21 protein-coding genes and 2 rRNA genes are annotated in these 26394 nt (G+C 66.0%); 22 read left to right on the forward strand and 1 reads right to left on the reverse strand.

Features of this window, described 5'->3' with window-relative positions; genetic code table 11:
• From MMB92_RS15950 to MMB92_RS15965, 4 genes are all read left to right on the forward strand, one after another.
• Positions 1-115, forward strand: a 23S ribosomal RNA gene (locus MMB92_RS15950); the annotation flags it as partial.
• A 153-nt stretch (positions 116-268) separates the two neighbouring features.
• Positions 269-381 (forward strand): 5S ribosomal RNA (gene rrf, locus MMB92_RS15955).
• A gap of 227 nt (positions 382-608) precedes the next feature.
• Positions 609-2684, forward strand: coding sequence for a molybdopterin oxidoreductase family protein (locus tag MMB92_RS15960; protein ID WP_060263329.1), 2076 nt, complete (start codon positions 609-611; stop codon positions 2682-2684).
• Positions 2685-2821: 137 nt separating this feature from the next.
• Positions 2822-4495, forward strand: a complete 1674-nt coding sequence (locus MMB92_RS15965) for a long-chain fatty acid--CoA ligase (RefSeq protein WP_006493337.1) — start codon at positions 2822-2824, stop codon at positions 4493-4495.
• Between the two features lie 251 nt (positions 4496-4746).
• Here the strand turns inward: MMB92_RS15965 and MMB92_RS15970 are convergent, their stop codons facing one another.
• Positions 4747-5898 (reverse strand): porin, encoded by a 1152-nt coding sequence (locus MMB92_RS15970; RefSeq protein ID WP_006487141.1) that lies wholly within the window; start codon positions 5896-5898, stop codon positions 4747-4749.
• 276 nt (positions 5899-6174) lie between these two features.
• On the opposite strand from MMB92_RS15970, the gene coq7 reads away from it, so the two are divergent.
• From coq7 to lpxC, 18 genes are all read left to right on the forward strand, one after another.
• Positions 6175-6801: a 2-polyprenyl-3-methyl-6-methoxy-1,4-benzoquinone monooxygenase gene (gene coq7 / locus MMB92_RS15975; RefSeq protein ID WP_006496778.1), complete on the forward strand. Its 627-nt coding sequence runs from the start codon at positions 6175-6177 to the stop codon at positions 6799-6801.
• 386 nt (positions 6802-7187) lie between these two features.
• Positions 7188-7616 (forward strand): division/cell wall cluster transcriptional repressor MraZ, encoded by a 429-nt coding sequence (gene mraZ, locus MMB92_RS15980; RefSeq protein WP_006487094.1) that lies wholly within the window; start codon positions 7188-7190, stop codon positions 7614-7616.
• A 23-nt stretch (positions 7617-7639) separates the two neighbouring features.
• Positions 7640-8581: a 16S rRNA (cytosine(1402)-N(4))-methyltransferase RsmH gene (rsmH, locus tag MMB92_RS15985; RefSeq protein ID WP_006496776.1), complete on the forward strand. Its 942-nt coding sequence runs from the start codon at positions 7640-7642 to the stop codon at positions 8579-8581.
• Positions 8578-8919, forward strand: a complete 342-nt coding sequence (ftsL, locus tag MMB92_RS15990) for a cell division protein FtsL (RefSeq protein WP_006487110.1) — start codon at positions 8578-8580, stop codon at positions 8917-8919. Before rsmH ends, ftsL begins: the two co-directional genes overlap by 4 nt.
• Positions 8916-10763 carry a penicillin-binding protein 2 gene (locus MMB92_RS15995; protein ID WP_006487157.1) on the forward strand — a complete coding sequence of 616 codons (1848 nt, stop codon included), beginning with the start codon at positions 8916-8918 and terminating at the stop codon, positions 10761-10763. Before ftsL ends, MMB92_RS15995 begins: the two co-directional genes overlap by 4 nt.
• Complete coding sequence (locus MMB92_RS16000) at positions 10760-12298, forward strand: UDP-N-acetylmuramoyl-L-alanyl-D-glutamate--2,6-diaminopimelate ligase (protein ID WP_058901231.1); 1539 nt, start codon at positions 10760-10762, stop codon at positions 12296-12298. The genes MMB92_RS15995 and MMB92_RS16000 overlap by 4 nt, the downstream gene beginning before the upstream one ends.
• Complete coding sequence (murF, locus tag MMB92_RS16005) at positions 12295-13701, forward strand: UDP-N-acetylmuramoyl-tripeptide--D-alanyl-D-alanine ligase (protein ID WP_006496774.1); 1407 nt, start codon at positions 12295-12297, stop codon at positions 13699-13701. The genes MMB92_RS16000 and murF overlap by 4 nt, the downstream gene beginning before the upstream one ends.
• Positions 13702-13717: 16 nt before the next feature.
• Positions 13718-14887 carry a phospho-N-acetylmuramoyl-pentapeptide-transferase gene (mraY, locus tag MMB92_RS16010; protein ID WP_006477019.1) on the forward strand — a complete coding sequence of 390 codons (1170 nt, stop codon included), beginning with the start codon at positions 13718-13720 and terminating at the stop codon, positions 14885-14887.
• A gap of 28 nt (positions 14888-14915) precedes the next feature.
• Positions 14916-16427, forward strand: a complete 1512-nt coding sequence (murD, locus tag MMB92_RS16015; protein WP_277562781.1) for a UDP-N-acetylmuramoyl-L-alanine--D-glutamate ligase — start codon at positions 14916-14918, stop codon at positions 16425-16427.
• Positions 16424-17707, forward strand: a complete 1284-nt coding sequence (gene ftsW / locus MMB92_RS16020) for a putative lipid II flippase FtsW (protein WP_006487115.1) — start codon at positions 16424-16426, stop codon at positions 17705-17707. The genes murD and ftsW overlap by 4 nt, the downstream gene beginning before the upstream one ends.
• Positions 17704-18807 (forward strand): undecaprenyldiphospho-muramoylpentapeptide beta-N-acetylglucosaminyltransferase, encoded by a 1104-nt coding sequence (murG, locus tag MMB92_RS16025; RefSeq protein ID WP_006487111.1) that lies wholly within the window; start codon positions 17704-17706, stop codon positions 18805-18807. The genes ftsW and murG overlap by 4 nt, the downstream gene beginning before the upstream one ends.
• Positions 18804-20201, forward strand: coding sequence for a UDP-N-acetylmuramate--L-alanine ligase (gene murC / locus MMB92_RS16030; RefSeq protein ID WP_048989306.1), 1398 nt, complete (start codon positions 18804-18806; stop codon positions 20199-20201). The genes murG and murC overlap by 4 nt, the downstream gene beginning before the upstream one ends.
• Position 20202: 1 nt before the next feature.
• Positions 20203-21144 carry a D-alanine--D-alanine ligase gene (locus MMB92_RS16035; RefSeq protein ID WP_006487105.1) on the forward strand — a complete coding sequence of 314 codons (942 nt, stop codon included), beginning with the start codon at positions 20203-20205 and terminating at the stop codon, positions 21142-21144.
• Positions 21145-21163: 19 nt separating this feature from the next.
• Entirely contained in the window at positions 21164-21916 is a 753-nt protein-coding gene (locus tag MMB92_RS16040) for a cell division protein FtsQ/DivIB (protein ID WP_006477014.1), read from the forward strand.
• A 26-nt stretch (positions 21917-21942) separates the two neighbouring features.
• Positions 21943-23175 carry a cell division protein FtsA gene (gene ftsA, locus MMB92_RS16045; protein ID WP_006487138.1) on the forward strand — a complete coding sequence of 411 codons (1233 nt, stop codon included), beginning with the start codon at positions 21943-21945 and terminating at the stop codon, positions 23173-23175.
• Positions 23176-23287: 112 nt separating this feature from the next.
• On the forward strand, positions 23288-24484 hold the full coding sequence (ftsZ, locus tag MMB92_RS16050; RefSeq protein WP_006487140.1) for a cell division protein FtsZ: 1197 nt from the start codon (positions 23288-23290) through the stop codon (positions 24482-24484).
• Positions 24485-24672: 188 nt separating this feature from the next.
• The gene (locus tag MMB92_RS16055) at positions 24673-25179 is read left to right on the forward strand and encodes a peroxiredoxin (protein WP_012492974.1); all 507 of its coding nucleotides are present in this window, start codon (positions 24673-24675) and stop codon (positions 25177-25179) included.
• A 240-nt stretch (positions 25180-25419) separates the two neighbouring features.
• Positions 25420-26337, forward strand: a complete 918-nt coding sequence (gene lpxC / locus MMB92_RS16060; protein ID WP_006487145.1) for a UDP-3-O-acyl-N-acetylglucosamine deacetylase — start codon at positions 25420-25422, stop codon at positions 26335-26337.
• Positions 26338-26394 lie beyond the last annotated feature (57 nt).

Consider the following 26394-nt stretch of genomic DNA (forward strand, 5'->3'; position numbering starts at 1 on the left):
TGGGGACTAGATCCCCTTGAAGGGTCGTTCGAGACCAGGACGTTGATAGGTCAGGTGTGTAAGCGCAGTAATGCGTTCAGCTAACTGATACTAATTGCCCGTAAGGCTTGATCCTATAACAAGTCTGCCTTGTAGATCGGCGCCGTGCGAAAGCACCGGTCGCGATCCAAAGCGACATGTTGAATTCTCGTGTGTGATACACACAACCTAATTACTGCTTCTTCCCAGATTGGTTCTGTTGGCCACGCCAGCAGAACAACCCCCTTTGCCTGATGACCATAGCGAGTCGGTCCCACCCCTTCCCATCCCGAACAGGACCGTGAAACGACTCTACGCCGATGATAGTGCGGATTCCCGTGTGAAAGTAGGTAATCGTCAGGCTCCCTAAGCCAAGAACCCCCGCCCGAAAGGCGGGGGTTTTTGCATTGGTGCGCCAAAAAAGCGTGCGGCGCAACGGTGCCAAGGCTACGTCCACGGCCTCCCGCCCGCCGAAACCTGCCACTACCACCCAGTCTTCCATCAGGTCGTCCAAAAACGCTGTGAAATGAACGCGTTATTCGGCGTGGTCCACGTAAAATTTGCGTACCCCCATCTCAGCATTCAAAACGATGAACGCCGTCACCCAGGTAGCCCGGGCCGTTTGCCCGCATGATTGTCCGGACACGTGTGCAATGCGCGTGACCGTCGAGAACGGCAAGGCAATCAAGGTCACGGGCGATCCCGACCATCCGCCGACACAGGGCGTCTTGTGTACGAAAGTCAGCCGATACGCGGATCGCGTTCATCATCCCGATCGCCTTACTGTCCCGCTCAGGCGTATCGGCGCAAAAGGGGAGGGGCGCTTCGTGCCGATCAGTTGGGACGAGGCGTTCGACGAGATCGGGCGTCGCCTCGGTGAGATCGCCGCGCGCGCGCCGGAAGCGATCGTGCCGTACAGCTATGCGGGAACGATGGGACTCGTACAAGGCGAGGGCATTGCCCAGCGCTTCTTTCACAAGCTCGGTGCGTCGCGGCTCGAGCGTGCGATCTGCGCGGCGGCCGGTGCCGCGGGGCTGCGATACACGTATGGCGGCAGTGTCGGCATGCACCTCGAGCACTTCGAGGAAAGCGAACTGATTCTGATATGGGGCGCGAATCCGATCGCATCGAGTCTGCACTTCTGGACCCGCGCGCAGGAAGCGAAGCGCCGTGGTGCGCGTCTTGTCGCGATCGACCCGTATCGTTCGCTGACCGCGGAGAAGTGCCATCAGCACATCGCCCTGAAGCCCGGTACCGATGGCGCGTTTGCGCTCGGCATGATGCATGTGCTGATTACCGAAAACCTGCTCGATCACGACTACATCGCCGACCATACGCTCGGCTTCGACGAACTGAAGGCGCGTGCCCTGACCTATCCGCCGGAACGCGTCGCGCAGATCTGCGGCATCGACGCGTCGGAGCTGGTCGATCTTGCCCGTCGCTACGGCGCCACCCGCAAGGCATCGATCCGCCTCAACTACGGCATGCAACGCGTTCGCGGCGGCGGCAATGCCGTGCGCGCGATTGCCAGCCTGCCGGCGTTGACGGGGGCGTGGCGCGATCGGGCGGGCGGCTTGCTGCTCTCGTCGTCGGAGTCCGCGCCGGTCAACCAGGCCGCGCTGCTACGTCCGGACCTGATGCCGGGTTGGCCGAACAAGTTGCCGCGCATCATCAACATGAACGCGATCGGCGACGCGCTGCTGCATCCGGGCGATGCGACGTTCGGGCCGAAAGTCGAAGCGCTGATCGTGTACAACTCGAATCCGGTGGCGGTCGCGCCCGATTCGTCGAAGGTCGCCGCGGGCTTCGCGCGCGACGATTTGTTCACGGTCGTTCTCGAGCACTTCAAGACAGATACGGTCGATTTCGCCGACATTGTATTGCCGGCAACCACGCAGCTCGAACATCTGGATATCCATAAGTCGTACGGCCATACCTATGTGATGGCGAATCTGCCGGTGATTCCACCGGTGGGAGACGCGCGGCCGAACACGGAGATCTTTCGCGGGATCGCGCGCAGCATGGGACTCGACGAGCCCGCGCTCTATCACAGCGACGAAGCGGTCGCGCGCGCAGCGCTTCGCTGGGACGATCCGGTGCTCGACAGCGACTGGGACACGCTGAAGCAGGCCGGCTGGCTGAAACTCAAACTGCCGGAGGCGCCGTTCGCGAATGGCGGTTTCCGCACGCCATCGGGCAAGTGCGAGTTCTACAGCCCGCGGCTCGAGCAGATGGGCATGGACCCCGTTCCCGACTATCTGCCGCCGTTTGAATCAGTCGAAGCCGCGCCCGAACTCGCCGCACGCTATCCGCTGGCGATGATTTCGCCGCCGGCCCGTCACTTCCTGAACAGCACGTTCGTGAACGTCGACAGCCTGCGTTCGACGGAAGGCGAGCCGCACCTCGACATGCACCCGTCCGACGCCAGCGCGCGCGGCATTGCGGACGGCGACGTCGTCCGTATCTTCAACGATCGCGGCTCGATGCAGGCGCTCGCGCGTATTACCGATCGTGCGCGCGCCGGGCTGGTCGTCGGATTGTCGATCTGGTGGAAGAAGTTGTCGCCGGACGGCAGGAACGCGAACGAAGTGACGAGCCAGGCACTGACCGATCTGGGCAATTCGGCGACGTTTTACGATTGTCTTGTGGAAGTTGAGCGCATTTGATCGAATATCGCCGTATGATCAGACGAAATTGATATGGAAGTTCGAAGTGGACATCTAACCCTGTTGTCTCGGGGCGGGGGAGCCGTTACGATGCGTTTTAGCACGACCATTCGAAAATCTGTGAGGAGACGCGCGGCATGGACAAAATTTGGCTGAAATCGTACCCACCCGGCGTTCCAGCCGAAATTGACTCCTCTGCTTATCCGTCCGTCCCGGACCTGCTCGACGAGAGCTTCCGGCAGTATCGCGACCGTACCGCGTTCGTCTGCATGGGCAAGGGCATCACGTATGGCGAACTGGACAAGCTGTCGCGCCAGTTCGGCGCGTGGCTGCAATCCCGCGGCCTGGCGCGCGGGGCGCGCGTCGCGATCATGATGCCGAACGTGCTGCAGTACCCGGTGACGATCGCCGCGGTGCTGCGCGCCGGCTACACCGTCGTCAACGTCAACCCGCTCTATACGCCGCGCGAGCTCGAGCATCAACTGAAGGACAGCGGTGCGGAGGCGATCGTCATCCTGGAGAATTTCGCGTCGACACTGCAGGCCGTCATCGCCAATACGGCCGTCAAGCACGTGGTCGTCGCATCGATGGGCGACCTGCTGGGCATCAAGGGATGGCTCGTCAATTACGTCGTGCGCAACGTGAAGAAGATGGTGCCCGCGTGGCAGTTGCCGTCGTTCACGCGCTTCAAGGCCGCGCTGTCGGAGGGCGCGCGACAGGCGTTCAAGCCGCAGAAGATCGGTCCCGACGACGTCGCGTTCCTGCAGTACACGGGCGGTACGACCGGCGTCGCGAAGGGGGCGACGCTGCTGCACCGGAACATCGTGTCGAACGTGCTGCAGGCCGGCGCGTGGCACCACCCGGCTCACGAGAAGTATCCGGAGGTGGAACAGTTCGTGACGGTTGTCGCGCTGCCGCTGTATCACGTGTTCGCGCTGACCGTCTGCGGTTTCCTGACGATGCGCACGGGCGGCATGGGCATCCTGATCCCGAATCCGCGCGACATCGCCGGCATGATCAAGGAGTTGAAGGGTTACCGGATCTCGACGATTCCTGCGGTCAACACGCTGTACAACGCGCTGCTGAACCATCCCGAGTTCGGTCAGCTCGACCTGTCGAAGCTCGTGATCGCCAACGGCGGCGGCATGGCGATCCAGGAGGGCGTCGCGAGGCGCTGGTATGAAAAGACCGGGACCGCGATCATCGAAGGATACGGGCTGTCCGAAACGTCGCCGGTGGCGACCTGCAACCCCGTGACGGCGACCGAATACAGCGGGACGATCGGCCTGCCGCTGCCGTCGACCGAAGTCGCGATCCGCGACGATGCAGGCAACGACGTCGCGCTCGGCGAGCCCGGCGAGATCTGCATCCGCGGGCCGCAGGTGATGGCCGGCTACTGGAACCGGCCGGACGAGACCGCGAAGGTCATGTTCGCGGACGGCTTCTTCAAGACGGGCGACGTCGGCGTGATGGATGCGCGCGGCTACGTGAAGATCGTCGATCGCAAGAAGGACATGATTCTCGTGTCTGGCTTCAACGTGTATCCGAACGAAGTCGAGGACGTGGTGGCGTCGCATCCGGGCGTGTTCGAGGTCGCGGCGGTCGGCGTGCCCGACGAGCATTCCGGCGAAGCCGTGAAGCTGTTCATCGTGAAAAAGGATCCGGCGCTGACCGACAAGGACATCCTCGCCTACTGCAAGGAGCGGCTCACCGGGTACAAGCGGCCGAAGCTGGTCGAGTTCCGCACGGAGCTGCCGAAGACGAACGTCGGCAAGATCCTGCGGCGCGAACTGCGTGACGGACGCGCGTAACGCACGCAACGAGACGGTTGAACGAAAAAGCCCGGCCCATGCCGGGCTTTTTGTTTGCGGCTGCGGGTGGATCGGCCGGGGGGCACGGGTTTCGTGCGCGAGCCGGTGGCAGTTCGTGCATTTCGACCTGACGGCTGGTGTCGGCACGCTGCGACGCGCGTCTGCATGTCGATCCACCGACCCACCGCCCCCAAAAAGAAAAAGGCGCCCGAAGGCGCCTTCAAGATGCTGCGGCTTGTCAGACAAGCTGATTAGAACTTGTGACGGATACCGACGCGTGCTGCGACCTGGTTGCTGGTGCTCGAACCTGCGAGACCGTTGATCGCTGCCGTTGCCTTCAGGACGTTGCCGTTCGAATCGAGCACGTTGCCCGATGCGTGCTGGTACACGCCGATCGCGTAGACGTCGGTGCGCTTCGACAGGAAGTAGTCGACGCCCAGCGAGCCCTGGTGGTACTTGGCTGCCGAGTTGCCGTCGATCTTGCTGCCTTGCGTGTAGTCGTACGCCGCGCCGAGGATCAACGCCGGGGTCAACTGATACTTGAAGTTGATTTCGCCGTTGTTGAACGTCGCGGTCTGGTTCACGAACGGGCCTGCCGAGAAGCCCTTGAACTTCGTGTTCGAGTACGTCGCGCCGATCGTCGCTGCGCCGAACGTGTACGCGCCGCCTGCGCCGATGACTTGGTACGTGTTCGCGTTGTTCGCGTACGCGCCGTAGATCGGCGACGAGACCGACGACGACGTCGAACCGTTGTTGAACATGCCGCCAAACTGGTTCGGCGTGCGTGCGTTCAAGTAACCGACGCCGAGGACCAGCGGGCCGTTGTTGTAGCCTGCGCCGAGCGACCAGACCTGGTTCTTCGCGAACTGACCTGCCTGGCCGCCGAAGCTGTACAGGCCGCCGAACGTGAAGCCGCCGTAGCTCTGGCTCGTGAACTTGACCGCGTTGTTCACGCGATACGCGTTGTTGAAGTTGTCGAGGTCGCCCGGGTGAGCGGCGATGTAGCCGCCCCACTGGTCGCCTGCCTCGAGCGGGCCGACGAAGTCGACGACGGAGTCGTACTGACGACCCAGCGTGACCGTACCGTACTGGCTCGACAGGCCGACGTAAGCCTGACGGCCGAACATCAGGCCGCCCTGACCGAGCTTGCCGCTGTTCACGTCGAAACCGTTTTCGAGGGTGAAGATCGCCTTCAGGCCGCCACCGAGGTCTTCGGTGCCGCGCAGACCGAAGCGGCTGCCTTGCATCACGCCGCTGGCCATGCTGTACAGGTGCTTGCCGCCGGCGTTGTTGTTGAAGAGCAGGCCTTCATCGATGATGCCGTAAAGCGTCACGCTGCTTTGCGCATGGGCAGCGCCAGCGAACGCGCCCAGCGCGACGAGCGCGAGAAGCGACTTTTTCATTAACGGATCTCCAAGAATCACTGAATTTTTTTGGCGGGGCGGATAGTTATGTTCTGTTGACGGGCCCCATCAACTTCGCAAGAAGTCGCACGTAATGTAGCAAAGCCGATTTTTGCCACAAAGCGAAATGCTGCAGCTCAACGCCGCCATGTTTCCTTTATGCAACAATGGTTAAAATCACGGGTTAACCGCAATTTCCGCTGAATAATCAAGTCGGTTACGCAGCGGACTCGTGCCCTTGCCGCGTGCAGCGGCACCTGCAGCCAGGAGAACAGGATGGTGTTGGATGAACTGATCAGCGAATTCGATCGCGGCCTGCGATCGCTGACCGGCATTAGCCGGATGAGCCGGCCGGTGCCCGCGCCGGCCGATGCGCCGGACGTCGAGCTGACGCCCGCCGAGCGCACGCACGCGGCCGGCCTGATGCGCGTGAATCACGTCGGCGAGGTCTGCGCGCAGGCGCTCTACCAGGCGCAGAAGCTCACCGCGCGCACGGCGTCGGCGAAGGCGATGTTCGAGGAGGCCGCGCGCGAGGAGGAGGATCACCTCGCGTGGACCGCGCACCGCCTGAAGGAGCTCGACTCGCGCCCGAGCCTGCTCAACCCGCTGTGGTATGCCGGCGCGCTCGCGATCGGCGTGGCGGCTGGTGCGCTCGGCGACAAGGTCAGCCTCGGCTTCATGGCCGAGACGGAGCGGCAGGTCGAGAGCCATCTCGAAGGCCACATGTCCGAGCTGCCGGCGACCGACACCGCGTCGCGCGCGATCGTCGACCAGATGCGGATCGACGAGGTGAAACACGGCAAGGCCGCGACCGACGCCGGCGGCATCGAGCTGCCGCTGCCCGCGCGGATGCTGATGCGCGCCGCGTCGAAGGTCATGACGAGCACTGCGTACTATCTCTGAGATTGGCGCCGGGGTGGCGTGGGACGCCGCCCCGGTTCACCGCCCCCGATACCGCCCGCTCACTCCTCGTTTTCCCGCCCCCGAAAGCCCCGTCCGCACGCCCGTCTGGGCCGTCTTTCTCACGTATCACCTTCACAAGTTGCACTAGCTCATTCATTTATAACGGTTTTTGGAATGAGGGGTCGCATGAGCATGTGCGCGTAAGTCCTTGTTCTAACTAACAAAATTCGTCAAAAAAGCGGGCCGCTCCCTTGACCGTGCCACACCCTTCCTCTAAAGTGGGAGACAGTGTGAGAAAGTGTATTTTTGTGTGATTTAGCAGGCTATTCCGGCTAAATTCTCAGCATTGAGCGGGTGCTTCGGTGCCCTGAACGGGAGAGCGGAAAGTGTTCCAAGGGGCGTCGGCGCTGACGCTCGATGCGAAAGGGCGGATGTCGGTGCCGGCTCGCTATCGCGAAGCGCTGCAAGGACAGGCAGAAGGACGGGTGACTGTGACCAAGCACCCGGACGGCTGCCTGTTGCTGTTTCCGCGCCCCGAATGGGAAGTGTTCCGCGCCAAGATCGCCGCGTTGCCGATGGACGCGCACTGGTGGCGGCGAATTTTTCTCGGCAATGCGATGGACGTCGATCTCGACAGCGCGGGCCGGATTCTCGTATCGCCCGAGCTGCGCATGGCAGCCGGACTGGAAAAGGAAGTCATGTTGTTGGGAATGGGTAGTCACTTCGAGCTGTGGGATTCGCAGACCTACAACGCGAAGGAGCAGGCAGCGATGGCGCAGGGCATGCCCGACGCGCTGAAGAATTTCACGTTCTGATTGCGGTGACGGAGACGCCCGCGATGGGAAATGAATTGCGGCATCGGACGGTGCTGTTGGATGAGGCGGTCGAGTCGCTCGTGACGCGGCCGGACGGCGTGTACGTCGACGGCACGTTCGGGCGCGGCGGCCATAGCCGCGCGGTGCTCGCGCGGCTGGCGCCGGCCGCGCGGCTGATCGCGTTCGACAAGGATCCGAGGGCGATCGAGACGGCGCAGGGCATCGAGGATGCGCGCTTCTCGATCGTGCATGACAGCTTTGCTTCGATGCGCGACGCGCTTGCGGCGCGCGGCGTCGAGAAGGTGTCGGGGGTGTTGCTGGACCTGGGCGTGTCCTCGCCGCAGGTGGACGATCCGGCGCGCGGCTTCAGTTTCCGCGCCGATGGTCCGCTGGACATGCGAATGGATCCGACGCGTGGCGAGTCGGCGGCCGAATGGCTCGCGCGGGCTTCGGTGCAGGAATTGACGGAGGTGATACGGGATTATGGGGAAGAACGGTTTGCTTTTCAGATTGCAAAGGCGCTTGTTGCTCGCCGGGCAGAGTCCGACCGTCTTGGGCCTCTCGACACCACGGGCGAGCTTGCCCAAATCGTGGGTCACGTCGTCAAAACCCGTGAGAAGGGCAAGGATCCGGCAACCCGCACCTTTCAGGCTATACGGATTCACGTCAATCAAGAGCTTGCGGACCTGCAAGTCGTACTAGACGCGGCATTGTCGTTGCTGGAGCAAGGGGGGCGGCTGGTGGTCATCAGCTTTCATTCACTCGAGGACCGGATCGTCAAACGATTCATGCAGGCGCACGCGAGTGCGCCTGCGGTCGATCGTCGCCTGCCGATCCGCGCCGTCGACCTCCCGAGCCCGCCGCTCAAGATCATCAGCCGCCAGTTTCCGAGCGAAGCGGAAGTCGCCGCGAATCCGCGCGCCCGCTCGGCCGTGATGCGCATTGCGGAGCGCGTCACGCCATGAGCCGCCTCAATATCTTCCTGCTGATCATCGTGATGGGTTGCGCGCTGTCGGTCGTCAACTCGACGAACCAGCAACGCCAGATCTTCATCCAGCTGCAGCGCGCGCAGTCGCAGGAGCGCCAGCTCCAGCAGGACTATGCGCAGCTCCAATATCAGCAGAGCGCGCTGTCGAAGACGTCGCGCATCGAGCAGCTCGCGAACGATTCGCTGAAAATGCAGCCGATCTCGACCGGCCGCACGCAATACCTGACGCTGCCGCCGGGCGCCGCGAAGGCGATCGACGCGCCGATCCCGGCGTCGGCCGACACGGCCGGCAAGGGCAAGGGGGGCGCGCGATGAAGCCGTCCCAGAAGCGCCAGAACGTGAAGTTCTCGTCGAGCCCCGTGCTGGGCGTGCATCTGCCGATGTGGCGCTCGAAGCTCGTCGTGTTCATGCTGTTCATGGCGTTCGTCGCGCTGGCCGCCCGGGCGTTCTGGATCCAGGGTCCCGGCAACGCGTTCTATCAGAAGCAGGGCGAAAGCCGCTACCAGCGCACGATCGAACTGCCCGCGACGCGCGGCAAGATCCTCGATCGTAACGGGCTCGTGCTCGCGACGAGCCTGCCCGTGCGCGCGATCTGGGCGATTCCCGATGCGGTGCCGGACGACCTCGACGCCGACAAGATCAACCAGCTCGGCAAGCTCCTCGGCATGACGTCGAAGGAACTGCGCGTGAAGCTGTCGGAAGACAAGGGTTTCGTCTACGTGAAGCGCCAGGTGCCGATCGACGTCGCCGACAAGGTCGCCGCGCTCGACATCCCCGGCATCTATCAGCGCAACGAATACAAGCGCTTCTACCCGGAAGGCGAGATCACCGCTCACCTGATCGGCTTCACGAACGTCGAGGACGAAGGGCAGGAAGGCGTCGAACTGGGTGACCAGAAGATGCTGTCCGGCACGTCCGGCATGCGCCGCGTGATCAAGGACCGGATGGGGCACATCATCGAGGATGTCGCCGAGCAGATTCCGCCGCACAACGGCACCGACGTCGACCTGTCGATCGACAGCAAGATCCAGTACATCGCGTACGCGAACCTGAAGGCCGCCGTCGAGAAGTTCAAGGCGAAGGCCGGCGCGGCGATGGTCGTCGACGTGCGTACCGGCGAAGTGCTCGCGCTCGTCAACTACCCGACGTACAACCCGAACGACCGCTCGCGCATGACCGGCGAGCAGTTGCGCAACCGGATCATGACCGACGTGTTCGAGCCGGGCTCGATCATGAAGCCGTTTACGGTATCACTCGCGCTCGACCTGCATCGCGTGACGCCGAACACGCTCGTCGAGACGGGCAACGGGCATTTCGTGCTCGACGGCGCGCCGATCACCGACGACGCGGGTTTCGGTACGCTGACGGTCGGCGGCGTGATCCAGAAGTCGAGCAACATCGGCGCGACGAAGATCGCGATGACGATGCGGCCCGAGGAAATGTGGAATATGTATACGAGCATCGGCCTCGGCCAGGCGCCGAAGGTCGGGTTCCCCGGCGCGGTGGCCGGCCGCCTGCGTCCGTGGAAGAGCTGGCGCCGCATCGAGCAGGCGACGATGTCGTACGGCTACGGCCTGTCGGTGTCGCTGTTCCAGCTCGCCCGGGCGTACACGGCGATCGCGCACGACGGCGAGCTGATGCCCGTAACCATTTTCAAGACCGACCCCAATCAGCCGATCGCCGGCACGCAGGTGTTCAACCCCACCACCGCGCGGGAAGTGCGCGCGATGCTCGAGACGGTGGTCGCGCCGGGCGGCACGTCGCCGGATGCGGCCGTGCCGGGCTATCGCGTCGGCGGCAAGAGCGGTACCGCGTACAAGCACGAAGGTCACGGCTATACGCGCAAGTACCGCGCGTCGTTCGTCGGAATGGCGCCGATGCCGAATCCGCGCGTCGTGATCGCGGTGTCGGTGGACGAGCCGACGGCCGGCAGCCACTTCGGCGGCCAGGTGTCCGGCCCCGTATTCTCCGCGATCGCCGGCGACACGATGCGTGCGCTGAACGTGCCGCCGAACATGCCGATCAAGCAGCTCGTCGTGTCCGACGATTCGCCGGAATCGCCTGCCGCCAAGGGCCCGCAAAAGCTGGCCGCGGGTAGCGGCGCAAAGCATATGATCGTGTCCAGCACGACGCGTAATTCACCAGGAGTAGTTCGATGAGCGCCGCCCGCAGTTCCCATCCGGCGCATCAGCAGATCGCAGCCGCGCTCGCGTGGCTGCGTCAGCATGTGGCCCCCGCGGCGCAACTGCATGCCGACACGCGCAGCCTCCAGGCTGGCGACGTGTTCGTCGCGTATGCGGTCGACGGGGCGGATAACCGCGCTTTCATGGCCGACGCCGTCGCGCGCGGTGCGGCCGCCGTGCTGTATCAGCCGGACGGGCTGACCGATGCGCCGGCCGTCCCCGTCGCCCTCGCGGTGCCGGCGCTCGACCAGCTCGCGGGCGAGATCGCCAGCGGCTGGTACGGCGATCCGAGCGACAGCCTGCTCGCGGTCGGTGTCACGGGCACGAACGGCAAGACGTCGTGCACGCAGTGGATCGCCACCGCGCTGACGGCGCTGCATCAGCCGTGCGCGGTGATCGGCACGCTCGGCACCGGGATGCCCGGCCAGCTCGTGCCGACCGGCTTCACGACCCCCGACGCGCCGCAACTGCAGCGCAGCCTCGCGCAATTGCGTGCGGCGGGCGCGCAGGCCGTGGCGATGGAAGTGTCGTCGCATGCGCTGCACCAGGGTCGCGTGAACGGGACGGCGTTCGACATCGCGGTGTTTACGAACCTCACGCAGGATCACCTCGACTATCACGGCACGTTCGACGCGTACGAGGCCGCGAAGGCGAAGCTGTTCGCGTGGCGCGGCCTGCGCGCGGCGGTGATCAACCGCGACGATGCGGCTGGCCGCCGCCTGCTCGAGAAGCTGGCCGGTCGCGTGCGCACGATCGCGTACGGGATCGGCGACGCACCGGCGCCCGACGCCGATCGCGAACTGGTCGCGCTCGACGTGCGCGCCACCGCGACGGGTACCGCCTTCCGCCTGCGTTCGTCGTGGGGCGACGCGGACGTCGAGGTCGGCACGCTCGGCACGTTCAACGTCAGCAATCTGCTCGCCGTGCTCGGCTCGCTGCTCGCGGCCGACGTGCCGTTCGACGCGGCCCTCGCCGAGATCGAGCGGCTCGAGTCGGTCAATGGCCGGATGCAGCGGCTCGGCGGCCGGTTGCAGAACGACGAACCGCTCGTCGTGATCGATTACGCACACACGCCCGACGCGCTCGACAAGACGCTCGACGCGCTGCGCCCGATCGCCGCGGCGCGCGGCGGCCGGCTCGTCTGCATGTTCGGCTGCGGCGGCGATCGCGATGCGACGAAGCGCCCGCTGATGGGCGCGATCGCGGAGCGGCTCGCCGACGAAGTCGTCGTCACGAGCGACAACCCGCGCAGCGAAGATCCGCAGTACATCATCGACCAGGTCATCGCGGGCATGACCGCGCCCGAGCGCGCACGCCGTATCGAGGATCGCGCGAGCGCGATCCTGCAGGCGGTGCGCGGCGCCGCACGCGAGGATGTCGTCGTGCTGGCCGGCAAGGGCCACGAGGCTACGCAGGAAATCATGGGCAAGAAGCGCACCTTCTCCGACCAGGATCACGCGCGGCTCGCGCTTGCAGCGCGCGCCACGCACGGCAAGGGAGGCGCCGAATGACGATGCTCAGTCTCGGCGAAGCCGCCCGCCTGATTCCCGGCGCCACCGTCCACGGCGACGCGGGCGTCACGTTCGACCGCGTGTCGACCGATAGCCGCACGGTCGGCCCGGGCGACCTGTTCGTCGCGCTGAAGGGCGAGCGCTTCGACGCGCACGACTTTCTCGGCGACGTCGCCGCGCGCGGGGCCGCCGCGGCGCTCGTCGCGCACGCGCCGGCGGGCGTCGCGATGCCGATGATCGCCGGCGGCGAAACGCGTGCCGCGCTCGGCGCGCTCGCGCACGGCTGGCGGATGCGATTCCCGCTGCCGGTCGTCGCGGTGACGGGCAGCAACGGCAAGACGACCGTCAAGGAAATGATCGCGTCGATCTTCGCGGCGGCGGTCGGTGCCGACGCGCGGCTCGCGACGGCCGGCAACCTGAACAACGATGTCGGCCTGCCGCTGACGCTGCTGCGCCTGTCGGCCGCGCATCGTCTCGCGGTGATCGAGATCGGCATGAACCATCCGGGCGAAACCGAAGTCCTCGCGCGCCTCACCGCGCCGACGGTCGCGCTCGTCAACAACGCGCAGCGCGAGCACCAGGAATTCATGGCGACGGTCGAAGCCGTTGCGCTCGAACACGCGGCCGTGATCCACGCGCTGCCGCCGGACGGCGTCGCGGTGTTCCCGGCCGACGACGCGTACGCGGGCATCTGGCGCGTCGCGGCAACCGGCAACCGGATCCTCGATTTCGCGCTGCACGACGCCGAACGGCAGAACGACGCACAGATCGTCGGTCGCATGCACGGCGGCGAACTCGCGATCGATACGCCGGCCGGCGCCGTCACGGTGCGGCTGCGTGCGCTCGGCGAGCACAACGCGCGTAACGCGCTGGCCGCGACGGCCGCGGCGCTCGGCGCCGGCGTCGCGCTGTCGGCGATCCGGCAGGGTCTCGAAGCGTTCGAACCGGTCAAGGGCCGGCTGCAGGTGAAGCCCGCGAGCGTCGGCAGCCTCGCGGGCGCGACGGTCGTCGACGATACGTACAACGCGAACCCCGATTCGATGCGTGCGGCGATCGACGTGCTCGCCGCGCATCCGGCGCCGCGTGTGCTGGTGATCGGCGACATGGGCGAAGTCGGCGACGAAGGGCCGGCATTCCACCGCGAGATCGGCGCGTACGCGCGCGAACGCGGGATCGACGCGCTGTTCGCGCTCGGCGACGCGTCGCGCGACGCGTGCACGGCCTACGGCGACACCGCGCGCCATTTCGACGACGTCGGCGCGCTCGTGTCGGCGCTGCTCGCGGCCGGTTACGGCGCGCAGGCGACGGTGCTCGTGAAGGGCTCGCGGTACATGAAGATGGAGCGCGTGGTCGACGCGCTGACGAACCAACCCGCGGCGGGCACCGTGCCCGCCGCACACTGAGTAGAAGGAAGGAAGCATGCTGCTGGCGCTGGCGCAATGGCTGCAAGGAGACGCAAGCTTTTTGCGCTTGTTCACGTACCTCACGTTCCGTGCGGTGATGGCCACCATCACCGCGCTGGGGATCGGGCTCGTGTGCGGACCGTGGGTGATCCGCAAGCTGACGCAAATGAAGGTCGGGCAGGCCGTGCGCAAGGACGGCCCGCAGACCCACCTCGTCAAGTCCGGCACGCCGACGATGGGCGGCGTGCTGATCCTGATCGGCATCGCGGTCGCGACGCTGCTGTGGGGCGACCTGACGAACCGTTTCATCTGGATCGTGATGCTCGTGACGTTCGGTTTCGGCGTGATCGGCTGGGTCGACGATTACCGCAAGGTCGTCCACAAGGATCCGCGCGGGATGTCGTCGCGCGAGAAGTATTTCTGGCAATCGGTGATCGGGCTGTTCGCGGCCGTCTATCTCGCGTTCAGCGTGTCCGAGGCGAACAACGTGCGCGTGTTCGACCTGTTCATGGCGTGGGTGCGCAGCGGCCTGTCGATGGGGCTGCCGGCGCGCGCCGACCTGATGCTGCCGTTCCTGAAGTCGATCAGCTATCCGCTCGGCGTGTGGGGCTTCATCGTGCTGACCTACTTCGTGATCGTCGGCGCGAGCAACGCGGTGAATCTGACCGACGGGCTCGACGGCCTCGTGATCATGCCGGTCGTGCTCGTGGGCGCGTCGCTCGGTGTGTTCGCGTACGTGATGGGCAGCGCGGTCTATTCAAAATACCTGCTGTTCCCGCACATCCCGGGCGCGGGCGAACTGCTGATCTTCTGTTCCGCGATGGGCGGGGCCGGGCTCGCGTTCCTCTGGTACAACACGCACCCCGCGCAGGTATTCATGGGCGACGTCGGCGCGCTGGCGCTCGGCGGCGCGCTCGGCACGGTCGCGGTGATCGTGCGCCAGGAAATCGTGCTGTTCATCATGGGCGGCATCTTCGTCGCGGAAACGCTGTCGGTGATGCTGCAGGTGTCGTGGTTCAAGTACACGAAGAAGCGTTACGGCGAAGGGCGGCGCCTGCTGAAGATGGCGCCGCTGCATCACCATTTCGAATTGTCCGGCTGGAAGGAAACGCAGGTGGTCGTGCGTTTCTGGATCATCACGCTGATGCTGTGCCTGTTCGGTCTGACCACCCTCAAGCTGCGGTAAAGGAAAGGTAACAAGGATGTCTGGCGAGATGTTTGGAGATCGGCAACGGCCGATGGTGCTCGTACTGGGGCTCGGGGAATCGGGTCTCGCGATCGCGCGATGGTGCGCGAGGCACGGGTGCCGGCTGCGTATTGCCGATACCCGCGAGGCGCCGCCGCACCTTGCCGCGCTGCAGGCCGAAGGCATCGATGCGGAATTCGTCGGCGGGGCGTTCACGCCCGCGCTGCTCGATGGCGGTGTCGAGATCGTCGGGCTGAGCCCCGGCCTGTCGCCGCTCGAACCGGCGCTCGCCGCGCTGCTCGCCGCCGCGCACGAGCGCGGTGTCGCGGTATGGGGCGAGCTGGAATTCTTCGCGCAGGCGCTGCGCGCGCTCGGCACGAGCGGCTACCAGCCGAAGGTGCTCGCGATTACTGGCACCAACGGCAAGACCACGACGACGAGCCTCACGGGCCTGCTGTGCCAGCGTTCGGGCAAGAAGGTCGCCGTCGCGGGCAACATCAGCCCGGCGATGCTCGACCGGCTCGCGAGCGCGATCGACGACACCGCGCTGCCCGACGTATGGGTGCTCGAACTGTCGAGCTTCCAGCTCGAGACGGCACGCACGTTCGCGCCCGATGCGGCCGCGATCCTCAACATCACGCAGGACCACCTCGACTGGCACGGCAGCTTCGACGCGTACGCGCAGGCGAAGGGCCGGATCTTCGGCGCGACGACGACGCGCGTGCTGAACCGCGACGACGCGGCCGTGATGAAGTTCGCGCCCGTCGCCGGCGCGGCCGACGCGCCGCGCACGGTCACGTTCGGTCTGAACGAACCGACGCAGGACGGCGACTACGGCCTGTCGCGCGACAACGGCATCGCGTGGCTGGTGGAAGCCGTCGATCGCGACGCGCCGGATGAAGCGACGACGACCCGCCGGCGCAAGCGCGACGCCGCGCATACGCCGGACATCGCGCAAAAGCGCCTGATGCCGGCCGACGCGCTGCGCATCCGCGGGCTGCACAACGCGGCGAACGCGCTGGCCGCGTTCGCGCTCGCACGCGCGATCGACCTGCCGGCAGCGCCGCTGCTGCACGCACTGCGCGAATACCGCGGCGAAGCGCATCGCGTCGAAGTGATCGCGACGATCGACGACGTGGACTACGTCGACGACAGCAAGGGCACGAACGTCGGCGCGACGGTGGCCGCGCTCGACGGGCTCGCGCAGAAGATCGTGCTGATCGCGGGCGGCGACGGCAAGGGGCAGGATTTCGCGCCGCTGGTCGCGCCGGTCGCGCGCTGGTGCCGCGCGGTGATGCTGATCGGCCGCGACGCGCCGGCGATCCGCGACACGCTCGCCGAAACCGGCGTGCCGCTCGTGGACCACGCGACGCTCGAAGGCGCGGTGCGCGCGGCGGCCGATCTGGCCGAGCCGGGCGATGCGGTGCTGTTGTCGCCTGCATGCGCGAGCCTCGACATGTTCAGGAACTACGCCCATCGCGCGGAAGTGTTCCGCGCGGCGGTCGACGAAATCGCCATCGACAAAGGAGCGACGCCATGAGCTGGTCCGATCGCCTCGTCTCCCGTTTCAACGACCGGCGCGACACCGGCGGCAATGCCGCGGGCGGCCGCGTCGCGTCGGCCACGCGCGCCGCGACGGGCGGCCTCGCGAGCGTCGTCAACGGCGTGCGCCCGAGCCGTTCGCGGATGCTCGATTTCGACTATTCGCTGCTGTGGGTCGCGATCGCGCTGCTGGGGCTCGGCGTCGTGATGGTGTATTCGGCGTCGATCGCGATGCCCGATTCGCCGAAATACGCGTCGTATCACGACTACGCGTTCCTGATGCGCCACTGCGTGTCGCTCACCGTCGCGTTCATCGCGGCGGTGCTCGCGTTCCGCGTGCCGGTGTCGACCTGGGACAAGTACGCGCCGCATCTTTTCCTGATCGCACTGGTCGGCCTCGTGATCGTGCTGATCCCGCACGTCGGCAAGGGCGTGAACGGTGCACGCCGCTGGATTCCGCTCGGCATCACCAACATGCAGCCGTCGGAAATCATGAAGCTCGCGGTGACGATCTACGCGGCGAACTACACGGTGCGCAAGCAGGAATACATGCAGAGCTTCGCGAAGGGCTTCCTGCCGATGGCGTTCGCGGTCGGCCTGGTCGGCGCGCTGCTGCTGCTCGAGCCCGACATGGGCGCGTTCATGGTGGTCGCCGCGATCGCGATGGGCGTGCTGTTCCTCGGCGGCGTGAACGGCAAGCTGTTCGGCGGCCTCGTCGCGACGGCGGTCGGCACGTTCACGATGCTCGTGTGGCTGTCGCCGTGGCGTCGCGAGCGGATCTTCGCGTATCTCGATCCGTGGGACGAGCGCTACGCGCAGGGCAAGGCCTACCAGCTCACGCACTCGCTGATCGCGTTCGGCCGCGGCGAGTGGTTCGGCGTCGGCCTCGGCGGCAGCGTCGAGAAGCTGAATTACCTGCCGGAAGCGCATACCGACTTCATCCTCGCGGTGATCGGCGAGGAGCTCGGCTTCGTCGGCGTGCTGGTCGTGATCCTGCTGTTCTATTGGATCGTGCGCCGCGCGTTCGAGATCGGCCGCCAGGCGCTCGCGCTCGATCGCACGTTCGCGGGCCTGATGGCGAAGGGCATCGGCATCTGGTTCGGCGCGCAGACGTTCATCAACATGGGCGTGAATCTCGGCTTGCTGCCGACCAAGGGCCTGACGCTGCCGCTCGTGAGCTACGGCGGCTCCGGCATCCTGCTGAACTGCGTCGCGCTCGCGGTGTTGCTGCGGGTCGACTACGAGAACCGGGTGCTGATGCGCGGAGGGAAGGTATGACCGCGTCGCAGCGCACGCTGATGGTGATGGCAGGCGGCACCGGGGGCCACGTGTTCCCGGGGCTCGCGGTCGCGCACCGGATGGAAGCGGCGGGCTGGCGCGTCGTATGGCTCGGCAATCCGGCCGGGATGGAAGCGACGCTCGTGCCGAAACACGGTATTCCGATGGAGTACGTGCGGTTCGGCGGGCTGCGCGGCAAGGGCCTGAAGACCAAGCTGACGCTGCCGGTCAACCTGCTGCGCGCATGCTGGCAGAGCCTCGGCGCGCTGCGCCGCGTGCGGCCCGACGTCGTGCTCGGGATGGGCGGCTACATCACGTTTCCGGCGGGCGTGATGACCGCGCTGTCGGGGCGTCCGCTCGTGCTGCATGAACAGAATTCGATCGCGGGCCTCACGAACAAGGTGCTCGCGAAACTCGCGAAGCGCGTGCTCGTCGCGTTCCCCGGCGCGCTGCCGCACGCGGAATGGACCGGTAACCCGATTCGCGCGGAACTCGCGCACACGGAACCACCCCAGGCACGCTATGCGTCGCGCGGCGGCCCGTTGAACGTGCTGGTCGTCGGCGGCAGCCTCGGGGCGGCCGCGCTGAACGAAGTCGTGCCGCGCGCGCTGGCGCTGCTGGCGCCGGGCGAGCGTCCGCGCGTCGTGCACCAGGCCGGCGTGAAGCACATCGAGGCACTGAAGGCGAATTACGAAGCGGCCGGTTTCGCGGCCGGCGAGGACGTGCGGCTCGTGCCGTTCATCGACGACATGGCGGCCGCGTATGCGGCGGCGGATCTGGTGATCTGCCGGTCGGGCGCGATGACGGTCTCGGAGATCGCGGCGGTGGGCGTGGCGGCGCTGTTCGTGCCGTTCCCGCATGCGGTCGACGATCACCAGACGACCAACGCCGCGTTTCTCGCCGATGCGGGCGCGGCCGTGCTGGTGCAACAACGCGACCTGTCGGCGGAACTGCTCGCCGACTGGCTGCGCGGCCAGTCGCGGGCCTCGCTCGCGGACATGGCGGAACGTTCGCGCTCGCTCGCGAAGCCCGAGGCCACCGACGAAGTCGCGCGCGTCTGCGCGAAGGCGGCCGGCGCGAACCTGGAACAACTGCAATGAAACACATCGTCAAACACATTCATTTCGTCGGGATCGGCGGCGCGGGGATGAGCGGCATCGCCGAAGTGCTGGTCAACCTCGGCTACGCGGTCAGCGGCTCGGACCTGTCGCGCAATGCGGTGACCGACCGGCTCGAGGCGCTGGGCGCGCGGATCGCGATCGGTCACGACGCGGCGAACATCGAGGGCGCGAACGCGGTCGTCGTGTCGACGGCCGTGCGCTCCGACAACCCGGAAGTGCTGGCCGCGCGCGCGAAGCGCGTGCCGATCGTGCAGCGCGCGGTGATGCTGGCGGAGCTGATGCGCCTGAAGCAGGGAATCGCGATCGCCGGCACGCACGGCAAGACCACGACGACGAGCCTCGTCGCGAGCGTGCTCGCGGCGGGCGGGCTGGACCCGACCTTCGTGATCGGCGGCCGGCTGATCAGCGCCGGCGCGAACGCGCGGCTCGGCACGGGCGACTTCATCGTCGCCGAGGCCGACGAGTCGGATGCGTCGTTCCTGAACCTGTATCCGGTGATCGAAGTCATCACGAACATCGACGCGGACCACATGGACACCTATGGCCACGATTTCGCGCGGCTCAAGCAGGCGTTCATCGAATTCACGCAGCGCCTGCCGTTCTACGGCAGCGCGGTGGTGTGCGTCGACGATCCGAACGTACGGCAGATCATCCCGTTCATCTCGAAGCCGGTCGTGCGCTACGGCCTGTCGCCGGACGCGCAGGTGCGCGCGGAAGACATCGACGCGCGCGACGGCCGGATGCATTTCACGGTGATCCGCGAAGGGCGCGCGCCGCTCGCGGTGGTGCTGAACATGCCGGGCCTGCACAACGTGCAGAACGCGCTCGCGGCGATCGCGATCGCGACCGATCTCGGCGTGTCGGACGACGCGATCCAGCTGGCGCTGGCGGAGTTCAACGGCGTCGGCCGGCGCTTCCAGCGTTACGGCGAAGTGGCGAGCGCGGACGGCGGCCAGTACACGCTGATCGACGACTACGGTCATCACCCGGTCGAGATGGCGGCGACGATCGCGGCCGCGCGCGGCGCGTTCCCGGGCCGCCGCCTCGTGCTGGCGTTCCAGCCGCACCGCTATACGCGCACGCGCGACTGCTTCGACGATTTCGTCAACGTGCTGTCGACCGTCGATGCGCTGGTGCTGACCGAAGTCTATGCGGCCGGCGAGGCCGCGATCCCGACGGCCAGCGGCGACGCATTGTCGCGCGCGCTGCGCGCGGCGGGCAAGGTTGATCCGGTGTTCGTCGCGACGGTCGACGACGTGCCGGACGCTTTGGCGAAAGTCGCGCAGAACGGCGACGTGGTGATCACGATGGGAGCGGGTTCGATCGGCGGCGTGCCGGCGAAGCTCGCGCAACACATTCAACAGAAGGCATGACATGAGCGGGATCGATCCGAAACGTTTCGGCAAGGTGGCAGTGTTGTTCGGCGGGGAATCCGCCGAGCGCGAGGTGTCGCTCACCTCGGGCCGCCTCGTGCTGCAGGGCCTGCGTGACGCGGGCGTCGACGCGCATCCGTTCGACCCGGCCGAGCGGCCGCTGTCGGCGCTGAAGGACGAAGGCTTCGTGCGCGCGTTCAACGCGCTGCACGGCGGCTACGGCGAGAACGGCCAGATCCAGGGCGCGCTCGATTTCTACGGGATTCGCTACACGGGCAGCGGCGTGCTGGGCTCGGCGCTCGGCCTCGACAAGTTCCGCACGAAACTCGTGTGGCAGCAGACGGGCGTGCCGACGCCGCCGTTCGAGACGGTGATGCGCGGCGACGACCTGGCCGCGCGCGCGACCGACATCGTCGCGAAGCTCGGTCTGCCGCTGTTCGTGAAGCCGGCGAGCGAGGGCTCGAGCGTCGCGGTGCTGAAGGTGAAGACGGCCGACGCGCTGCCGGCCGCGCTCGAGGAAGCCGCGACGCACGACAAGATCGTGATCGTCGAGAAGAGCATCGAAGGCGGCGGCGAATACACCGCGTGCATCGCCGGCGATCTCGACCTGCCGCTGATCAAGATCGTGCCGGCGGGCGAGTTCTACGACTACCACGCGAAGTACGTCGCCGACGATACGCAGTACCTGATCCCGTGCGGCCTGCCGGCGCAACAGGAAGCGGAACTGAAGCGCATCGCGCGCCGCGCGTTCGACGTGCTCGGCTGCACCGACTGGGGCCGCGCGGATTTCATGCTCGACGCGGCCGGCAATGCGTATTTCCTGGAAGTGAACACGGCCCCCGGGATGACCGACCACTCGCTGCCGCCGAAGGCCGCGCGCGCGGTCGGCATCAGCTATTCGGAGCTGGTCGTGAAGGTGCTGTCGCTCACGCTCAACGACTGACGCAGGAACGGAACGACGTATGTGGAACAACGTTCGCCAACTCAACCTTGCCGCCAGCGCGCTGTACGCGCTGCTGCTGCTCGTGTTGGCGGCGGCCGGCTGCTACTGGCTGATCCAGCGCCCGACGTTCGCGCTGCGGGAAATCCGGATCGACGGCGATACCGAGCACATCAACTCGCCGACGGTGCGCGCGGGCGTGGTCGGCCGGCTGAAGGGCAATTTCTTCACGGTCGATCTCGATACGGCGCGCGCGGCGTTCGAGCAGATGCCGTGGGTGCGTCACGCGAGCGTGCGCCGGGTGTGGCCGAATGCGCTGGCTGTCACGCTCGAGGAGTACAAACCGCTCGGGACCTGGGGCAGCGATCAGCTGGTGAGCGTCGACGGCGAGCTGTTCACCGCGAACCAGGGCGAGCTGGAGCAGGAACTGCCGGCGTTCGACGGCCCGGAAGGCAGCGCGAAGGAAGTCGTCACGCGGTATCGCGACTTCGGGAAATGGTTTGCGCCGCTGAAGGCGGCGCCGGAAGAAGTGACGCTGTCGGCGCGGTACGCGTGGACGGTGAAGCTGTCGAACGGCATGCAGGTGGAGCTGGGCAAGGAACGCAACAGCGACACGCTGCATGACCGGAGCCAGCGCCTGGTCGCCGCGTGGCCGGCCGTCACGGAGCGTTGGGGCAACGACATCGAGTACGCGGACCTGCGTTATCCGAACGGATTCGCGATTCGCGCGGCAGGCATGCGGTTCCTGACCGATACCGACAAGCGCAAGAAGTAACGAGAGATCACACGCAAGAGCACTTTATGAGCAAAGACTACAAGGATCTGCTGGTTTCCCTCGACATCGGCACGTCGAAGGTGGTGGCCATCGTCGCCGAGCTGAAGGGCGAGGGTCACTACGAGGTGATCGGTCTCGGCCAGAGCGAGTCGAAGGGTCTGAAGAAAGGTGTGGTGGTCAACATCGAGGCCACCGTGCAGTCGATCCAGCGCGCGCTCGAGGAAGCCGAGCTGATGGCCGACTGCAAGATCACCAACGTGTTTACGGGGATCGCGGGCAGCCACATCCGCAGCTTCAACTCGAGCGGGATGGTCGCGATCAAGGACAAGGAAGTCACGCAGACGGACGTCGCGCGCGTGATCGAGACCGCGAAGGCGATCAACATCCCGACCGACCAGCAGGTGCTGCACATCCTCACGCAGGAATTCATCATCGACGGCCAGGAAGACGTGCGCGAGCCGATCGGGATGAGCGGCATCCGGCTGGAAGTGAAAGTGCACATCGTGACGGGCGCGGTGAGCGCCGCGCAGAACATCGTCAAGTGCGTGCGCCGCTGCGGGCTGGAAGTGAACGACCTGATCCTGCAGCCGCTCGCGTCGTCGCTGGCGGTGCTGACGGAAGACGAGAAGGATCTCGGCGTGGTGCTGGTCGACATCGGCGGCGGCACGACCGACATCGCGATCTTCGCCGAAGGCGCGATCCGCCACACGGCGGTGATCCCGATCGCCGGCGACCAGATCACGAGCGACATCGCGATGGCGCTGCGCACGCCGACGCCGGACGCGGAAGACATCAAGGTCGGCTACGGGATCGCGAAGCAGGCGCTCGCCGATCCGGACGAAATGGTCGAAGTGCCGGGCCTCGGCGAACGCGGCCCGCGCACGCTGTCGCGCCAGGCGCTCGCGGCGGTGATCGAGCCGCGCGTCGAGGAACTGTTCTCGCTCGTGCAGCAGGTCGTGCGCGAGTCCGGTTATGAAGAACTCCTGAGCTCCGGCGTGGTCATTACCGGCGGTGCCTCGATGATGCCGGGCATGGTCGAGCTCGGCGAAGACATTTTCCTGAAACCGGTGCGCATCGGCGCGCCAGAATACGCAGGCGGCCTGTCCGACGTCGTGCGCAATCCGCGCTACTCGACGGCGATGGGGCTGCTCGTCGAAGGCAGTGCGCAGCGCATGCGCGGCCGCAAGGTCGCCGTGCAGTCCGGCAACGCGGGGCAGGTGTTCTCGCGGATGAAGGAGTGGTTCCTGAGCAACTTCTGACAAACCGAATCGAAATTCGCGCTGGTGCCGGCGGCTGGCGCGCGACAGGGGGTTGCCCGATCTCCTGCCGAATAACGGCCGAGTAGCAGTCATTCTCTTGACGGAGGCAACAATGGAATTCGAAATGCTGGAAACCGAGACCAACGGCACCATCATCAAGGTGGTCGGCGTTGGCGGCGCTGGCGGCAATGCCGTCCAGCACATGATCAACCGCGGCGTGCAGGGCGTCGACTTCATCGTGATGAACACGGACGCCCAGGCGCTGTCGCGTTCGCGCGCATCGTCGGTGATCCAGCTCGGCAACACGGGTCTTGGTGCCGGTGCAAAGCCGGAAATGGGTCGTGCGGCGGCCGAAGAAGCGCGTGAGCGCATCGCCGACGCACTGCGCGGCGCGCACATGGTGTTCATCACGGCCGGCATGGGCGGTGGCACGGGTACGGGCGCGGCGCCGGTGGTCGCGCAGATCGCGAAGGAGATGGGCATTCTGACGGTCGGTGTCGTCAGCAAGCCGTTCGAGTTCGAAGGCGGCAAGCGCATGCGCGTCGCCGAAGCAGGCTCGCAGCAACTGGAGGATCACGTCGACTCGCTGATCGTCGTGCTGAACGACAAGCTGTTCGACGTGATGGGCGACGACGCCGAGATGGACAAGTGCTTCCAGTGCGCGGACGACGTGTTGAACAACGCGGTGGCAGGCATCGCGGAAATCATCAACGTCGACGGCCTCGTGAACGTCGACTTCGAAGACGTGAAGACGGTGATGGGCGAGCAGGGCAAGGCGATGATGGGCACGGCGACGGTCGCCGGCGTCGATCGCGCGCGCCTCGCGGCGGAACAGGCCGTGGCGAGCCCGCTGCTCGAAGGCGTCGATCTGTCGGGCGCGCGCGGCGTGCTGGTCAACATCACGTCGAGCCGTTCGCTGCGTCTGTCGGAAACGCGCGAAGTGATGAACACGATCAAGAGCTACGCGGCGGAAGATGCGACGGTGATCTTCGGTGCGGTGTACGACGACGCGATGGGCGATGCACTGCGCGTGACGGTCGTGGCGACGGGTCTGGGCCGTGCGGCGAAGAAGCAGCAGTCGGCACCGATGACGCTGCTGCGCACGGGTACGGACAACCAGCCGGTCAGCGCGGTGTCGCACGGCTACGCGCCGGCGCAGCACGTCAGCACGGCCGACTACGGCGCGCTCGATACGCCGGCGGTGTGGCGCAATTCGCGTGAAACCGCGGCATCGCACGTGCAGGCGCTGCAGGAGAAGGGTGTCGACACGTACGACATCCCGGCTTTCCTGCGCAAGCAGGCTGACTGACGCAAACACAGGCGAAGCCGCGGCGAAGTTGCCGCGGTAACGCCGGCGTGACGGATGCTACGGACCCAAACAGGCCGCGTCGGATGCGACGCCGGGCCGGGAAACGTGCCCTCTTCGCTCGAGCGAAGCGGGATGGGCCGGGCTGTCCGCAACACGCTGAAAAACCGTATCGCTATGAGGGACCAGCCATGATTCAAGTGGGCGACGCGCTGCCCGACGCGCAATTGTTCGAGTTCATCGACGACGCGCGCGAAGGGTGCACGCTGGGGCCGAACGCCTGCAGCGTGCGCGACCAGGTGGCGGGAAAGCGGGTGGTGATCTTCGGATTGCCGGGCGCTTTCACGCCGACCTGCTCGGCGCAGCATGTGCCGGGCTACGTCGAACACGCCGAGCAATTGCGCGCGGCGGGGATCGACGAGATCTGGTGCGTGTCCGTCAACGACGCATTCGTGATGGGCGCATGGGGACGTGATCTGCACACCGCGGGCAAGGTGCGCATGATGGCGGACGGCAGCGCGGCTTTCACTCATGCGCTGGGGCTGACGCAGGATTTGTCCGCGCGTGGCATGGGAATTCGTTCCCTGCGCTACGCGATGGTGATTGACGGCGGTGTGGTCAAGACGCTGGCCGTCGAGGCGCCGGGCAAATTCGAAGTGAGCGATGCGGCGAGTGTTCTCGCGACGTTGACGTCCTGATCGTGCGGTGCGCCGTTGCCTTCCGGCAACGCTGCTCACCGGCCTCAGGGCAGTTGTAACACGGGCTGATGACCGGAAACGCCTCCGTTCCGGGCATCGGCCCGTCCCGTATCGGCACGGGTAAACTGTCGAAACAGATTGATACGCAGTTTCAGGCAGCGTTGAATAGGGAATTACGCTATAATCCCGCCTATCGAATATAGCTCCTGATTGATATCTTCAATCAAGACGAAGAAGACCATGTTGAAGCAGCGCACCATCAAATCCATCGTGAAGACCGTGGGTATCGGTGTCCACTCGGGCCGCAAGATCGAGTTGACGCTCCGTCCCGCCGCGCCCGGCACGGGCATCGTCTTTTCACGCGTCGACCTGCCCACGCCGGTCGACATTCCCGCATCGGCGATGTCGATCGGCGACACGCGGCTCGCGTCGGTGTTGCAGAAGGATGGCGTGCGTGTGTCGACGGTCGAGCACCTGATGTCCGCGTGTGCGGGTCTCGGCATCGACAACCTGTATGTCGATGTGACGGCCGAGGAAATCCCGATCATGGACGGCAGCGCCGCCACGTTCGTGTTCCTGATCCAGTCCGCCGGCATCGAGGAACAGAACGCGCCGAAGCGTTTCATCAAAGTGAAGAAGCCGGTCGAAATCCGTGACGGCGACAAGTTCGCGCGGCTCGATCCGTATTTCGGCTTCAAGCTGAAGTTCTCGATCGACTTCCGTCACCCGGCCGTCGACAAGACGGGCCAGGAACTCGAGGTCGATTTCGCGACCACGTCGTACGTGCGCGAGATCGCGCGTGCGCGCACGTTCGGTTTCGCGCACGAAGCCGAGATGCTGCGCGAGATCGGCCTGGCGCGCGGCGGCAGCATGGACAACGCGATCGTGCTCGACGAGTACCGGATCCTGAACAACGACGGGCTGCGCTACGACGACGAGTTCGTGAAGCACAAGATGCTCGACGCGATCGGCGATCTGTACGTGATCGGCCATCCGCTGCTGGCGTCGTACACCGCGTACAAGTCGGGCCACGGCCTGAACAACGCGTTGCTGCGCGAACTGCTCGCGCACGAAGACGCGTACGAGATTGTGACGTTCGACGATCCGCAGGCTGCACCGAAGGGGTTCGCGTTCGACGCGCAGACGGCCTTCGCGTGACCGGCGTTCAGCGCAAGCGATAAAAAAAGCGACCTTCGGGTCGCTTTTTTGTTGGCT

Origin of the sequence: Burkholderia sp. IO2 (assembly GCF_029522185.1) — a bacterium.
Taxonomy (GTDB): Bacteria; Pseudomonadota; Gammaproteobacteria; order Burkholderiales; family Burkholderiaceae; genus Burkholderia; species Burkholderia cenocepacia.